This window comes from Spirosoma endbachense (genome assembly GCF_010233585.1).
GTDB lineage: Bacteria > Bacteroidota > Bacteroidia > Cytophagales > Spirosomataceae > Spirosoma > Spirosoma endbachense.
This window is the reverse complement of the sequence record NZ_CP045997.1, coordinates 6,643,097-6,658,881: the sequence shown is the minus strand read 5'-3', so window position 1 is coordinate 6,658,881 and position 15,785 is coordinate 6,643,097. Positions and strand designations below refer to the sequence as shown.

The window sequence follows — 15,785 nt, the reverse complement described above, 5'->3', positions numbered from 1 at the left end:
TATTTCTTATAGCAACAATCAGACCTTACTTAATAAATACACCGTTCAATCATAAAATCCCCGGCAAAATACAAATTTTGCCGGGGATTTTATGATTGAACGGTGTATTTGGCAATAATATTACAAACCGAGCAAAATTCGTTTGGACCCAGTAAAGCCAGAAGCTTCAACTCGTAGAATATAAACACCAGCTGGTAAGTCGGTTAGGGTAAGTTGCTTCCGCTCATCGAATACCGCAATGTTTCGAACCAGAACTTTTTGGCCAGTCAACGTATATAACGTGAGCGTAGCGTTTGCTAGGTTTTGCTGGGTTTCAACAATGACAATTTTATTTGGATTTGGGTTTGGGTAAACGCTAAGTCCATTAAAACTTGGATCAATTGTCAGCAGATAGGCGGCCGAGGGTAACGAGAAACACGTGAGTGTATTTGAATAAACGATCGATGAGCGGGCGGTATAGTTACCTGATGTTCCAGCTTTAATAATGGCGGTTTGGACAGCTAATGAATCATTATCCCGACGCCACAGAAAACGATCGCCATTGGTCGAACTAACCGCTTCAAGCGTATACGTTCCAATCGAATTTATGGTTGGAGCAGGAGGTAGCGCTTTAACATCAACAACGGTAGGATTTGATTGTGTCGAAACACAGCCATTTACATCGCGAACTCGTGCGGAGTAGTTGCCTGCCTGCCCGGTTGTAATACTACGAGTGGAATCGCCGGTTGACCAGAAGACTGTATAAGGACCCTCTACTGTAAATGTTACCCTATCGCCCTGGCAGATTGTTGGCGAACGGCTGGATAATATGGTTGGAGCGTTAGGTAAAGGATTTACGCGTACATTAATAACCGACGAGAAAACAGATAAGCAACTATTCTGGTCACGAGCCTGTGCGGCATAATTGCCCGATTGATTTACCGTGATCGTTTTGTTCACCTGCCCGCTCGACCAGACTACATCGAAAGGAGATGTTGCATTTAACGCAACACTATTGCCAGCACAGAACGTTGTGGCTCCAGCTGCCGATACGGAAGGCGTGGGAGGAAGCGGGTTTACCTTGACTGTAACAATATCGGATGGCACAGATGGGCAACCGAACTGATTTCGGGTGGTGAGGGAGTAATCGCCAGACTGAGTAATGGTCAGGCTTTGAACCGTTTGCCCGTTTGTCCAGAAATAGGCCGTTTCAGTTGAAGCAGTCAATATAACATTCCTGTCTGCGCAGAAAGTAGTAGCGCCATTGGCTACAATGGTGGGTTTTGCAGGCAACGGATTGGATACTACCTGAAGCACATTAGATGGTTTTGATGTGCAACCGTTCTGATCGGTTACGGTAGCCGTATAGGAACCTGATGTCGTGACGGTAATTTGCTTGGTTTTTTGTCCATCACTCCAGTTATAGACAACATTATCGCTGGAAGCCAGCAAAACAGTATTATCGCCCTGGCAAAAAGTGGTTGGCTTACTGTTCGTTATAGTTGGAGTTGCCGGAAGAGGATTGAGTGTAAGCTGGAGGGTATTTGAAACAAAATCACAGCCACTGACATCCCGGTATCGAACCGAATAGGCACCAGCCGCGCTGGCATTAAATGTTTTCCCTGAAGCAACACTGGTATTGTTGGGCTGACTAAGCCAGGTTACATTATCGTAATTAGCGGTCAGGGCGAGTGTGCTTCCATCACAGATCGCAGGTGGCCTATTACTGACTATTGAGGCTACTGGCGTATCTGAAACGCGCAGGTAACTGGTAAAATTTGTATTCCCCTGTGCATCTTTAACCTTGGCTCGGTATAGCGTACCGGGCCCTTTTGTTATGCTTTGGGTTGTTTCACCCGATTCCCACTGAATGGACGAATAACTACCATTAATTGTGAACGTTAAGTTATTACCTGCACACGCTACCGTAACCGTTGGGGCCAAAGCGGGGCCATGAGGAGTCGATGTCTGGAAGAAGGCATCACTTAAGCTACTATTCCAAAGATTAGAGACTGAGATTAATCCATTAAAATCGAAATGAACACGATCAGGATCAAAAAGGGGCGCACGATAACGTGGAACCTGAACGGTGTCGGTAGAGGGACCAGCAAATACATTAGGCGTTGTCGCAATAACCTGATCCTGGGCAGCGATTATTTTGCTACTTGGCCCTAAAGGATCATAATGGGAAGCTCTGGCAACTACCCAGGAAACGTTTCTGCCAAAATCCTGCCGGGTTTGATTAATAACAAACTGAAGGTCGGTGACGTAGCTTTGAGTCGTTGTATTGAACAAATTGTCAGCTTCTCCCTGGTGCCATAAAACAGCCCGTACACCAAGCATATTGCAATAATTCTGTAAGGCAAATTTGAGGTTTATATAAGGTTGCCGAGCCGGATAAGGTGATCCCCCATACCCGTAGGCCGTACCACCCGCTGGGGCACTATCACTCCAGTTTCGAACGGATGTTCCTGTAAAAGCTGCGTTAAAAAACATAACAGGAACATTCAGCCTAGTGGCCAAAAGATCACCCAGGCGGCCCCAGCACCAACTTCCCATGCCACGGGGAGCAATAGTAAAACCTGCCCCATTGTCTAAGTGCGAGAATTGAGGTACGGGAGGGTCATTCGGGAAGCCGTTGTCGGGGTATCTATAGTTTACGCAATTAACCCGATCATCTGTCGAGATAGGTGCACTATAGTGAACGCCCTGTGCGTTTGATTGGCCGGCTACGACAAATACTTCTCCTACACCAACGCGTTCGACAGTAATGATATCTCCAACCTGCTGCCCGTTGTTCATACCCCGTACCTGAAGATCATACCAACCGCCCGATACAGTAAGATCGCCTGCGTAGGTTCCACCACCTGGGCTATTTTGGATAGGCTGCCAGTCTACAGAAGTACCTTGCCCATTTCTGGCCTGTACTCTGGCCTGTACCTGTGTGATCGTGGCTGTGTAGTAACCGGTGATCCTAATAATCGCCTGATTGGCATTATTACGCTGAAAAACAGCCCGGGTAGTAGGAAACGATACTTGAATCTGAGCCATCAATAGAGTTGGCAATAATAGCCACACTGCCAGATAGCAGGCCAACGAAATATGTTTCATAGTGCGTATAGATGCGGCCAGGTTGTATTCTTGGCGGCCAGATTTACTAAATTCGAAACTATTTACTCGGCTGGCTCTGGATTTGCCGTTAAGCGTTGCCAGATGCTGTCCTTCAATTCATCTAATCCAAGTTGGCTAACCGCCGATATAAACGTTACGGGTAATTTCTTTGGTAATGTTTCTTTAATCCGTGCTATGTCGCTCTGGTCAACCAAGTCTATTTTTGAGATAGCCAGTAAGCGATCTTTATCCATCAATTCTGGATTATATTCACGTAATTCATTCAGTAGCGTATTATACTCCTGACGAATATCATCGCTGTTCGCTGGTATTACGAACAAAAGAACCGAGTTGCGTTCAATATGCCGCAGAAAGCGCAGACCGAGCCCTTTCCCCTGAGACGCTCCCTCTATAATGCCCGGAATGTCGGCCATCACGAACGATTTATAATCTCTATACGCTACGACACCTAAATTAGGTACAAGGGTTGTAAAAGGGTAATCAGCAATTTCGGGCCGGGCCGCCGATAATACAGATAACAGCGTGGACTTACCAGCATTAGGAAAGCCGACCAGGCCAACATCAGCCAGAAGTTTTAATTCCAGTACAACCCATTCTTCAAGGCCCGCTTCGCCTGGTTGAGCATAATCGGGGGCCTGCTGGGTTGCTGATTTAAAATGGTCGTTGCCTAAGCCACCTCTGCCGCCAGGAAACAGAATGATTTCCTGCCCGTCTTCAGTAATTTCGGCTAACTGCTTTCCTGTATCGGGATTGCGGGCAATGGTTCCCAGTGGTACTTCCAAAATAACGTCCTGGCCTTGCGCACCACTCCGTCGGCCACCTTCACCGGCTGTTCCGTTCTCCGCTTTTACGTGTTTACGATATTTTAAGTGAAGCAACGTCCAGAGTTGAGCGTTTCCTTTTAAAATAATATGGCCACCCCGTCCACCATCACCGCCATCAGGGCCACCTTTAGGGGTATGCTTTTCGCGTCGGAAGTGAACCGATCCAGCTCCGCCCGCGCCCGAACGACAGTTTATTTTTACGTAGTCAATAAAATTGGATGAAGCCATATGTTATATACTCCCTATACCTATAGTGTAGGTATTCTTCTGGGTTGGTAACGAAAATCTAACTAACGGCCTGCTCAATCTTACTACAGATAAGACTGAAGATCGTTTCAATATCACCAATACCATCGATGGCGGCAAACTTTCCCTGCTGATTATAGTAATCGGCTACCGGGGTAGTTTTGTCGTTATATTCTTTAACACGCCGTCGAATGAGTTCTTCATTCTGATCATCCGGGCGGCCAGAGGTTTGCCCTCGCAATAATAAACGCCGGGTTAACTCTTCATCGTCTACAACAAGAGCAATCATGGTCGTAATCTGAGTATCGTGCTGACTCAACAGTTGATCCAGCGCTTCTGCCTGAGGAACAGTTCGCGGAAATCCATCAAAAATGAATCCTGCGGCAGATTGATTCTCTTGTAACTTATTTTCAATCATGCCAATCACTACCTCATCTGGTACTAATAAGCCCTGATCCATCAATTGCTTTGCCCTCTGCCCTAATTCTGTACCAGCAGCAATTTGAGAACGTAATAAATCGCCAGTAGATAAATGAACCAGATTGTATTTGCGGATTAATTTCTCGCTCTGTGTTCCTTTGCCAGCACCTGGAGGGCCAAACAGTACAAGGTTAAGCATACGGCTTCTATAAGGTAGTGTCGTCTGGGTAAAAATTTGCGCCCGCAAAGTTACGATTCCGCCCGGAAAATAATATACGCACTGGAAACGGGTAACAGGTTTTTATTAACTGGAAATCAAATAAAAAGCGCAGACGGCCGCCTGCGCTTTTTATTTGATTCATTAGTCCGTGAAATTATTTACCGGCTGTACTCTTTTTAGCCGGAGTCTTGGGTTTAACCGCAGGCTTAGCCGGAGTAGCTGGTGCTGGTGCTTCTTTCGGGCCTTCCAGCGCTTTTTTCACACTTTCATCATTTGGATCAATGGCCAGCACCTTTTCGAAATATTCCTTCGCTTTGGCGTCGTCTTTCTTTAAAATACTGAATCCGGCCAATGCTTTATAAGACGTTACTAAGTATCGCTTATAGTCCGTCTTATCCGAAGAATCCGGAGCAATTGCCTGCTCAATGAATTTTTCATAAAGCGGACCCGCTAAACTAGCTGCTTTATCCTTATCGTTCGGGTAAGCATAGTAGTTAGCACCGGCCCGATAATAGTAAGCCAAAGGATACTTTTTACCATCTGCTTCAATTCGTTGCGCCATTTGTGTAAACGCCGAATCTGCCCGTAAGTAATACTGTTGCTTCACCTGCTTAATCTGCGCGGTGTCCATCTGCGCAACTGTGCTATCCCGACCTACTCGTGGAGCATATTGATAATTGGCAAGACCTAACCACAAGAAGTCATTGTTTTGTGGCTTTTTGTCGTTCGCGATTGTTTTTGCGTAATACGTAGCCGCCTTGTCGTACTTCTTGTTCTTATAAAGCTTCTCGCCAATCTCACGGTACAGATTCTCCGTCGTATCCTGAGGAGCTGCTTTCTCCAGATTAATAATGCTAAGCGAATCGCCTTCTGGTGTTCCTAGTTGCGAGTATGCCCGTCCAAGATACTTGTAATCGTCATAAATTACTTTCTGAGGAGCAGTCGAAATGAACCGGTTCAATGATTCGACCGATTCATTGTTTTTGCCCAGAGCCGAGTAAGCCCAGCCATACATCCGATCAATAATTGGGTTGTTGATTTTCCCTTTCAGTTGGTCGAGATAGGCAATTGCTCCCTGATAATCCTGAGCCAGGAATTTGTAGCGAGCTACATCAAGTAATTGCTCCGGATCGGTTGTTCCACTCTTCTGTACGTACAGTTCATAGTTTGTAGCAGCCGCTTTGTAGGCACGGGAGTTTGCGAGTGCATCAGCGTATGCCCGATACGTAGGAGCAAACTCTGGATCGTTCTGAATAGCCAGTTTGAAATATTCCTGAGCTTTTACATAGTTCTTCCCACGGAGATATAAGCGGCCAATTTTGTAGTTAGCCTCCGCCAGATTGGGAGTAATCGTTAATGCGTTTTCGTATTTCGAGATCGCATTACCACCGTCATTTTTCAAGAAGTACGCATCGCCCAGAAGCATCTCGATCTCGGCATTTTCGTTCTTTTTGTCTTTTTCGTCAGCGATGGTGAGTAGGCGAATCGCTTCTGCTGGATCATTTGTTTCTTCCAGCGTGTACATTTCACCCGCCCGGATCAACGCATTCTGATCTTTGCTCTTCGTTGCGGAAATAGCATTATCAATTAACGTTTTGGCAGCGGCCCGATCTTTTTTTGCTAAGGCTACGCCAGCCAGACCAATATTATTTAATTGATTTTTAGCATCGGCAGCTGCTCCCTTGTCGAAAGCTGCTTTAGCCTGATCGATTTGTCCACTTCTCAGGTAATAATAACCCAGGTAGAATTGATTCTCAGCCGATGGCGAACTGGTGGCTAACTGCGTAAGAGTTTGGCCTGCTTTCGCAAATCGCTCAGCCTCCACGTCTTTCAGTGCCGTTTGGACGTCCTGCGCCATCAATGGAGCAGTCATGGCCCCCACGAACAGGATGGTCAACAGCGATTTTTTCTGGTTGTTCATCATGTATTTCAGGTTGGAAATTAGAAAAAAGGTTTTGTGAGTATTAAACAATTAGCAAAACTAAAAAATTGCTTTTAAATCAAAAAACTTGCTTTTACGTTTGTCTGTTTAGCGATCTGCCAAACACCGCCTTTTTTACACATAACTATATAGATAGGGGATTTGTATGCACGTATGTGGTATTTTTTTTGAATTATATATTTCCGGATCGTTCACAATATTTTTAGTTCGGCTATAAATTAATGTGATTCGGTAGCCACAATTACTAAAAAACAGCAGAATAGCCTTTTTTCTTTGTATTTTTACTGTTGATATTAATTACATATGAGTGAACATTCGATTAAATAATTTATACTTGCAGCAGGAGCCGACTTGGTATTATAAATATTGATACCTTAGCTTTGTGCATAAAGCTCCAAAAGCTAGTATCTACTCTTCTATCACACACCGGAATGTTGGAACGATCCTGAAAATAGTTTTAGGGGTCAACTGTATTTCGGGGATAATCAATAACCCAAAAATACAGTCCAACTTCGTTTTAAATAAAAAAAATGCAAACGATATTGACAGATGAACCGCCTGCCTTGACCAAAGACCTTCTTCGTATATCGCATAGAAAAAAGGCTGTTACATTTTGGGGGCTGACCATACTTATAACGTTAAGTCTACTATTAATCTGTTATGTATATGATAATTTTATCACTAATGGAGATGGATTAGTTGCCAACTTCGCCTATAAAAATATTGCGAAACTTAGTATAGTAGTTGCCATAATTGGATTCTGCCTGCATTTAATGCTGCTGTCACGGCATAAATTGATACAAAATCTATCGCTTGCTTTTCTATCAGCCCTGTTTTTCCTGATGTTGTTGGAAACAATTGGGCATACCGTATTAGGTCTACAGCTTGTTAAAAGCTCTCCATTTGTATTTAGACGATTTTATGTTTCTCCGGGTGTAACCGCTATTCGCCCCTTTCCGGCTGGAGATTTAAATCCAATTGCGGGGCGCTCTCATTTGCCAAAGGGCAAGGATCGATTTGTGAATTGTGAAGGAGATTCAATCCGGCGTTCCTACAACTCTGTTGGGGCTATGGACCGTGAACGGTCTTTAACCAATTTAAATCCACACAGAAAACGAGTAGCTATAGTAGGCGATTCGTTCATGGAAGGGTATCTGGTTAATGAGCCCTATCGATTCTCATCTATATTAGAACGCGAGACCGGAGCTGAACATCTGAATTTTGCCGTAAATGGCTCTAATCCTGTTCATTACTTCCTCATGTACAAAGGCATTGTCAAGCAGTTCGACCATGATATCGTACTTGTTGGTTTTTTGCCTGCCAATGATTTTGAAATTCTTGATGAACGGCAGGATTATATGCGTGTAGATTGGCCAAGTTATGTACCTTACTGGCATGGTAAAGCGCCTAATTATACGCTTAACTATAGCCTGGCCAATACAAGTCAGGCGCTGTCCAGTGGTCATCAGACTAACTCGAAAGTACTGAAAGTCGTTGATTCATTGTATTCTGCCCTGTCATTTGGCGATAAACTCAAAGCTGATTTATTGGCTCATTCCAGTTTGTTTCGACTATTGGGAGAAGCTAACGCTAAAAGCTTTCAAAGTGGAAAAATGACCAGATATCAGTCATTTAATGAAGAGCAGTGGCAATATGTTCGCCAATCGCTTACCCAATTGATTAAAGAAGCCAAAGGAAAGCAAGTACTTATTCTGTCATTACCTACTTTAGCCGATCTTTCGGCATTGAAACAAGGAGCTGAAAATCGGATTGACCCCATTTTGTCCGATTTCTGCCGTAGAAATGGAGCCACTTTCATTTCTCTTGCTCCAGCTTTTCTGTCTTATAAAGGCACTTTAGCCAGTTTATACATCAGTTGCGATGGTCACTGGTCGAAACAGGGAGAAGCCTTTGCGGCCGATTTTGTATTGCACCATCCTGCGTATCGTAATTTGCTAAATATGCCCTAATCGAAGCAATTTTCACCATTAATGTTGCTGTCTCGATTACTCTTTATACCAATAGAGATGTGGCGGTTGTAAACAGATATGTAGGTATTTAAGCAAGACTTTATCGCATGTAGCGATAGTTGGGATATAAAAACCCCCACATTGAATGTACCATCAAATGTGGGGGTAGAAAAATAAGTATAGCTAATTTTCGAAAAATATTAGTCTCAAGAAAACAATGTTATTTCCTGAGATTTACTTCGCGGTTATAGGCAATTGAAGGCCAAAGCCCAAGTTTGTAAATAATAAGCGACCCGGCATCCCGCATAACGTAATTTACGAGCCCTCCACCCAGCCCCGGATGTGATTCACGACTCAGTACGTAGACAGGTCTTCGTAAAGGGTATCGCTGCATTCCTAAATCTTCCTGAAAGGGCTGAAAGTAATCAGCTCGCTTTGTAGGGTTCTCTTTTGACGAAATACCAACAACGCGCAAATCTTTAGAAAGCTCGGCAGTAAGTGGTTCATCGCCGTCGCTAATCCAGTTGACACCAATAAAGCCTAATGCAGATGGATTCTTTCGGACAAAATCAATAACCTCCCGGTTTGATTTAGTCGTGAAAATGCGTAGCCCTTTAACATCAGTAATCCCGAAGGTATGCAGGATAAAATCCAGGTTACTGGAGTTGTTATTATCAAATACCAGCGTAATTGGCCCTGATTGATTCCCATCTTTCAATTGCGACCATTGAGCGAGCTTTCCGGTGAAAACCTGTTTCAGCTCACTCATTGTTAACAAACTATCGTTGTTGGCTTTGTTGATTATAAGCGCTACACCATCGGTGGCCAATTTGGTTGTTGACCCAACAATTTTTCGTTGATTTAAAACAGCCTTTTCGTTGGTCGACAGCATTCGGGTCGTAAAAGCAATCCGGGCGCTATCCTTTAGCATTAAGTTGATTGCCTCCTGTTCAGGCTTATAAATTACTTTAAAATGGGCGTCAGGATAAATACCTGAGTAGGCCGACGTTAACTGGGTAACCAATGGCCGGAATGACTCGTCGGCTGCTATTACGATAGAGCCTCTGGATGGATTATCCAAGGGTGGTTTTCCACTATCACAGCTAAGCAATCCTAGCAGAAGGACGGATCCCCCAATTCCTAATCTAATCATTTGCTCGAAAACCTTGATAGGCACGATAAGCCCGAAAACTTCCATAAATCAACAGGAGTGTTGCTAGTCCATACCGTAAAAATCCGGCTTCAGGAAACACTCCAAAAGACTGAGAGGAGGCAATCAGTGCGATGCCTCCTCCCAAGTATGCCAGCGAAGCTAGTACTGAAATGTATAGTGTTAGCTTCGCTGGACCTCGATTTTGTCCGCGCATAGATTGATTATTCCAGCGTGAAGTTGATCGGTAGATTATACTTTACCCGAACCGGACGGCCTGACTGTTTGCCTGGACGCCACTTTGGCATACCCTTTACCACACGCTGTGCTTCTTCATCTGTACCGAAGCCCAGACCTTTCAGCACCTGTACGTCCTGAATACTACCATCGGTATTAACAACGAAGCTAACGAACACACGTCCTGAAACGTTGGCCCGCTGAGCAGCTGCCGGATAGCGAAGGTTTTTGCTCAAGTATTGGCCCAATGCAGCCATTCCACCCTGAAATTCTGGTTGTTGTTCTACGACCGTAAAGATTTCTTCTTCTTTCGGAGCAGCTTCAACGGCAGCTTCAACTTTGGTAGGGGCTGCCGAAGCTTCAGGAGCAGCAATTACTTCCTCGGCATTCGGGTCACCTTCCTGGGTTTTTTCAGCAGCAACAGCTTCTTTAAGCTCTTCAACGGCTGGTGGCGGAGTTTCTTCCGGTACTTCCTCATCCGGCTTTACTTCCGGGGGTAGGAATTTCACCGTATTCACCTTCGGTAGTTCGACCGGTGGTGGTGGCGGTGGTGGAGGTTCATTCGGGTCAATTGGCGGTGGCGGAAGCTTCATCAGATCCACCTCAACCATTGCCTGTTCTTGTTTTTCCGGGGTCAAAGCCGTTATGATGGTTGGTGTAAGTACGCCAAGCGTAAACAGAATACCACCAATAATTAAGGCACGCGTAACAGTCTTTGGATATGATTTCCGCAGATCGTAGGCACCATATGCTTTGTTCCGATTGGCAAACACGATATCATCGAGCGTTGCCTGGGATTCTAGTTCTGCCATGGTGTTATGCGTCTAATTTTGCTTTGTCTTTGAGCAGCTTCTTCTCGTCCGCGGTCAGCTGGTCTACCAGTGCGTAACGCTTAAGCTTGGTAATTGCCATTTCGTCCAGCACATCAACCATATTCTTATAGGTTGATTGTTTTGTTGGTTTGATAACGACTACAAACTTTTCGCCACCCACTTTTTTGGCGTTTTCCTGAAGCGCCTGCCGGAATTCGTACCCGTAGCCAACAGTCTTTACTTCGGGATCTTCATTGGCAGCCTTACCAAAAATATAGTGGGCTTTATTGTCTTTCCCGAGAAAGATCGTCATTACGTTGGAGGCCTTGATTGGCTCCGTTTCTTCTGTTTTGGTTTTATCCGGTACGTTGAGCGTCATCGAAGATGGCTTGCTCAAGGTGGTGGCTAAGATGAAAAAGGTGATTAGAAGGAAGCCCAAGTCTACCATTGGCGTCATGTCCACACGGGTAGACGCCTTCTTGGACCGTACCTTACCACCATCATGCTTACCACCACCACCACCGGTGTTAATTTCTGCCATGGCTTATTTTGTTTGTGGTTTGTAGTTTGTGATTTATTGTTCTATTGAGGAACTGTAAACCACGAACCACAAACTTGGTTAGTCTGCTTTCCAACCTGCTGGAGGAGCTTCTGTTCCTGTGATCAGGTTGAATTTGTTAATATTCTGCGCTTGAAGCGTAGCCAATACGTTCTTGAACTCGGGGAATTTAGCGAGGTTATCACCTTTCAGCGCAATTCGAAGTCCGTTATTAGCCTTACGGGCATTGAAAACCCAGTCTTTCAGTTCGTTTGTAGGAGCAGCACCCGTCGAATCAGTCGGAATGCCAGGCTGTTTTACTTTTGCCTGTTGTTCCTTTGGAAGGCTCAGATACGATTTTAACTGATTAATGGGTAATCCAAAGTTTGACATCAGCGAGAACTCTTTCTTTTCATTGTTCGTGAACGTAAGACCTTTCGCTGCAGCAATGTTATCCAGCATGGCAATGCGGTTCTGTGCATTGTCGATACCGAAATAGACTTTACCATCCCGGCCAAGTCCAATAGTCATAATATCACTATCGGGAACTTTAATGCCGGAGATCGACGACGGGGTTTCAATGGTTGCTGCATCCTGCGACCGGAATTGGGCTGTCAGGATAAAGAACGTCAGCAACAGAAACGCCACGTCGCACATTGCCGTCATGTCCACTGTGGAACTGGCACGTTTAATTTTAACTGCTGGCATGAGTTATTTTGTTTCTACCTGCCCGGTATTACGCCGGGCAGGTGGTTTAAATACACTGTCTCGACTAATAGTGAGCAGCAAAGTTCTGCTGGATGCTCAGGCCGATTTCGTCGATGTTGTAGGTCAGAACGTCAATCCGGCTGGTAAAGTAGCTATACATGATCGTTGCAATAGCAGCAGTACCGATACCAAGAGCTGTGTTTACAAGGGCCTCAGAGATACCCGTCGAAAGAGCACCTGTATCTGGCTGACCCGTAGCACCCATGGCTGCGAAGGCACGGATCATACCAAGTACCGTTCCGAGCAGGGCGATCAGTGTAGAAACCGAAGCCAGCGTAGCGATGATCGTCAGGTTCTTTTCCAGCATTGGCAGTTCGAGCGTAGTAGCTTCTTCCACTTCTTTTTGCAGAGCTACCAGTTTTTGCTCTTTGTCTAACTGGGTATCCGTAGCCAGTTGTTGATATTTCAGCAAGGCTGTTTTAACAACGTTGCCGATAGAGCCTTTCTGCTTGTCGCACTCCTGAATAGCCGCAGCTACTTCATTGCGGTCGAGCAGAGACTTCACCTTACGGACGAAGTCATCAATTGAGCCAGTACCAGTTGCACGACCGATCGTGATAAAGCGTTCGATCGAGAACACCAATACGGTTAAGAAACAGGTAAACAGAATCGGTACGATAAAGCCGCCCTTGTATACGGTACCGAAGTAGTCGCCGGGTAGTGGTTCTTTCGTATTGTCACCTTCCTGAAAGTGGCTGCCATCACCAAAGACGAACATGTACGTCAGGATACCAATCACCAGCAGAACTGGAATTATTAGTGCGGGATTCAAGCCACTTGACTTCTTTTTTGGTGCCGCTGCTTTGGCTGGTGCTGGAGAAGGAGTTTGTGTTTTCATTGGAACTGGACTGTAGGGTTAAATTTGAAAGTTGGTTTGCCCGGTAAAAAAAGCAAAAAAATTAGACTCTTTCGGTTTGTTCAGTTAAAAATTTGAGTGAAAGCCGTCGAAACCTCTACAAAACTATGGTTTTTCCGACGAATACAACGCAAATGTATTAGCCAAATTTTCTTTGCTTATAATTAGCCATCAATAATTACTTGGGCAGGTCTTTAAGGGTAAAATCTGCACTTTACTGATGTTTTAACCGGTAAAACCTTGTTTTTCAAGTGTACCATATTGGGCGTTTCCAAGAGAGGTAAACCACTAAGTTGATAGAGGGAGGGGCTTTGTTCATAAAATAATTGTTAAGGCATCTTCAGCAAACAGGAAACCATGTGCTATCTCTTTCTTGTAGATGCCACTGTTGATCAGATTCCATACGGATAAAAATATTTTTTTTGTTTACTAAAAATCCAAACGACCTACTTAAATCGTATATGGTTTGACCATTGGGATAAATCAATTAAAAATTGTTCTTTTGCGTTTATAAGAAAAACTAAATATTGGATAAAGTCAATATAAGATGATTTGTTAATTCACCTCTTGTTGGTATTGACGATTAGTTTTTTTATACCATGTTGTACATTTATTATATCCGTGCAGCAACTGTGCTAACCACTTGGGGAGTAACTACCTTCGATTTTTTCCAATGGTTTGTCACAATTTCGAAAGGATGGCTCCTGGCGGAATGGCTTGTCTTTACTTTTTTATTAATAATCGCTGCAGTAGTGTGTGGGGCATTGACTGCCCATGCCTTATTGTCAGTATGGCAGGGTACATCGTTCGTTCGGGACATAGTCGATTATGAACCAGACCCTGCTCTAAGTAACTGAAATAGTGGTAAACAAAAAACCTGCTCTGAGCAGGTTTTTTGTTTACCACTATTTCAGTTCTAAAAAGTCTATAGGCAAAATAGAAGTGTCTCAGCTTCTATCATTGCTTGATAACACTTAATGTTTTAACCTGAGATAAAGTACTGACATTTACGATGTATATACCCGGTGATGCACCTAAACGAAGTGTTTGCCGATCAACTACTTCAGCTTGCTCAATCCGCAATTGACTCATCGGTCGTCCATGCTCATCGATTACCTGGTAGATTACTAGCTGGCCACCAGCTCCTTGTACTTCAATCTCTACAGTCTGACCTGATACGGGGTTAGGCATTGCCACGATACTCATGGGAGTCAGTGATTCAGAAGCTGCCTTACGAAGACTACCACAGGCTAGTTTCCAGTTGAATACATAACTCGCTTCTCCTACTGTTCCTTCTTGTGTTGCTTTCAAGGTAATGGCAGGGTTGTCCGAATATAGTTCAAGCCTGTAAGGTCCTGGACTAGTGGTAGGCTGTAATTCATTGACTACTGAAAATGATATAGGCTGACCAGTCAAACCTGAATATTGAGGAGTAAAGGTAACCGCTTGTTTTCCGTCTGTAATGGGCATACAACTCACGGCTGATACACCTGTAATTGCAAACGATGTTTCAGTCGTTGACGTATTTATTTTTGCCAATCGGCAGTTCGTGTTGATATCCTGATAACGGCTGTAAAGCGTATTGTTTAGTACTGCCAAGAAGCCATCATGGCCCCACCCTCCATCAGGATTAGGAAGGAGCGTTAAGGTCGTGCCATCAAATTTGGCTAATCGAAATAAATAATTTGCATCTCTATATTGGCCATAAATTGCGTTATTAAATACGATTTGATTCCCTGTATATCCAGGACCATCATCAGGATTTGAAATGAGTTTTATAGTAGTACCATCAAATTTCGCTAACCGACCTCTGTTTGTTGGATCAGTATACGTACAGTATAACGATCCATTCAATATGACTGGCGGATAGGTAGACGTATATTGGCGGGCATCCATGAAACCAGTATAGTTGTGCCCCTGCTCAAGTTCAGGAATGAGCGTTATCGTTTGAGCATAAAGCCCATCTATTGAAGAAAACAGAATAGCCAGCAACAGGCACCCCGCAAATTGTAAAGTTGTTTTCATAACGAATAATATTAAGTTGAGTTTTAATGAAATGTTGATAAGTAGTAAGGCAATCAGAAGAGTACATAACAACCTTCCTCAGAAAAATTCTATAAATTCTAAGTTTATTGTTTTATTGGCCAATACAAAATAATTTTATTAACCGTATATAAGTATGGCGACTACTACTGCTTGGGCTATGAAAAATTTCCATTAGTTACCATAAGTTGATGAAAGAAACATCCAATGTATTCTCCATTTTACTGGAATGGCCCAGCGTCATATGATTGTGACGAATACATATAATATTCTGTGGAACAAGTATATATGGATGTTCTTTTAGCCGAGTAAGAGGATCGAAGGCTATTGATACCGAGCCGAATAAAAGGCTTTATTTTTTACGACTTAACCTCGCTCTTGGGAGTTAATCCGCAGAATACACCTGCTTTTCTACCCGGCGTACGTAATGGAGAAGATAGGCAGCGCTGTTATTGTTGTACCTAACGTTGTACCTAAAAGCAAAACAGCCACCTACAAAATTTGTAAGTGGCTGATATTTACTGTCGGGAAGGCGGGATTCGAACCCACGACCTCTTGCACCCCATGCAAGCACGCTACCGGACTGCGCTACATCCCGAATTGGATTGCAAAAGTAATGGATAATGGATAATGTACAATGGCTAATGA

At 44.0% G+C, this 15,785-nt stretch carries 11 protein-coding genes and 1 tRNA gene; 1 reads left to right on the top strand and 11 read right to left on the bottom strand.

Annotation, left to right across the window (positions count from 1 at the left end):
* Nucleotides 1–120: 120 nt before the first annotated feature.
* The 4 genes from GJR95_RS27150 to GJR95_RS27135 form a co-directional block, all read right to left on the bottom strand.
* Entirely contained in the window at nucleotides 121–3,090 is a 2,970-nt protein-coding gene (locus tag GJR95_RS27150; protein ID WP_162388841.1) for a T9SS type A sorting domain-containing protein, read from the bottom strand.
* A 62-nt stretch (nucleotides 3,091–3,152) separates the two neighbouring features.
* The gene (gene obgE / locus GJR95_RS27145) at nucleotides 3,153–4,163 is read right to left on the bottom strand and encodes a GTPase ObgE (protein WP_162388840.1); all 1,011 of its coding nucleotides are present in this window, start codon (nucleotides 4,161–4,163) and stop codon (nucleotides 3,153–3,155) included.
* A gap of 58 nt (nucleotides 4,164–4,221) precedes the next feature.
* On the bottom strand, nucleotides 4,222–4,800 hold the full coding sequence (locus GJR95_RS27140) for an adenylate kinase (protein ID WP_162388839.1): 579 nt from the start codon (nucleotides 4,798–4,800) through the stop codon (nucleotides 4,222–4,224).
* Between the two features lie 175 nt (nucleotides 4,801–4,975).
* Nucleotides 4,976–6,745, bottom strand: a complete 1,770-nt coding sequence (locus GJR95_RS27135) for a tetratricopeptide repeat protein (protein WP_162388838.1) — start codon at nucleotides 6,743–6,745, stop codon at nucleotides 4,976–4,978.
* A gap of 860 nt (nucleotides 6,746–7,605) precedes the next feature.
* Here GJR95_RS27135 and GJR95_RS27130 point away from each other — a divergent pair.
* A complete protein-coding gene (locus tag GJR95_RS27130; RefSeq protein WP_162388837.1) occupies nucleotides 7,606–8,733 on the top strand; it encodes an SGNH/GDSL hydrolase family protein in 1,128 nt (375 codons plus the stop codon).
* A 220-nt stretch (nucleotides 8,734–8,953) separates the two neighbouring features.
* On the opposite strand, the gene GJR95_RS27125 is transcribed toward GJR95_RS27130, so the two are convergent.
* The 7 genes from GJR95_RS27125 to GJR95_RS27095 form a co-directional block, all read right to left on the bottom strand.
* On the bottom strand, nucleotides 8,954–9,931 hold the full coding sequence (locus GJR95_RS27125) for a PstS family phosphate ABC transporter substrate-binding protein (RefSeq protein ID WP_162388836.1): 978 nt from the start codon (nucleotides 9,929–9,931) through the stop codon (nucleotides 8,954–8,956).
* Between the two features lie 176 nt (nucleotides 9,932–10,107).
* Nucleotides 10,108–10,932, bottom strand: a complete 825-nt coding sequence (locus GJR95_RS27120; protein WP_162388835.1) for an energy transducer TonB — start codon at nucleotides 10,930–10,932, stop codon at nucleotides 10,108–10,110.
* Nucleotides 10,933–10,936: 4 nt separating this feature from the next.
* A complete protein-coding gene (locus GJR95_RS27115; RefSeq protein ID WP_162388834.1) occupies nucleotides 10,937–11,473 on the bottom strand; it encodes an ExbD/TolR family protein in 537 nt (178 codons plus the stop codon).
* A gap of 78 nt (nucleotides 11,474–11,551) precedes the next feature.
* Nucleotides 11,552–12,178: an ExbD/TolR family protein gene (locus GJR95_RS27110; RefSeq protein WP_162388833.1), complete on the bottom strand. Its 627-nt coding sequence runs from the start codon at nucleotides 12,176–12,178 to the stop codon at nucleotides 11,552–11,554.
* A gap of 64 nt (nucleotides 12,179–12,242) precedes the next feature.
* Nucleotides 12,243–13,076, bottom strand: a complete 834-nt coding sequence (locus tag GJR95_RS27105) for a MotA/TolQ/ExbB proton channel family protein (protein ID WP_162388832.1) — start codon at nucleotides 13,074–13,076, stop codon at nucleotides 12,243–12,245.
* A gap of 975 nt (nucleotides 13,077–14,051) precedes the next feature.
* Nucleotides 14,052–15,119: a T9SS type A sorting domain-containing protein gene (locus GJR95_RS27100; protein WP_162388831.1), complete on the bottom strand. Its 1,068-nt coding sequence runs from the start codon at nucleotides 15,117–15,119 to the stop codon at nucleotides 14,052–14,054.
* A gap of 542 nt (nucleotides 15,120–15,661) precedes the next feature.
* Nucleotides 15,662–15,735: transfer RNA gene (locus tag GJR95_RS27095), tRNA-Pro, on the bottom strand.
* Nucleotides 15,736–15,785: the final 50 nt, after the last annotated feature.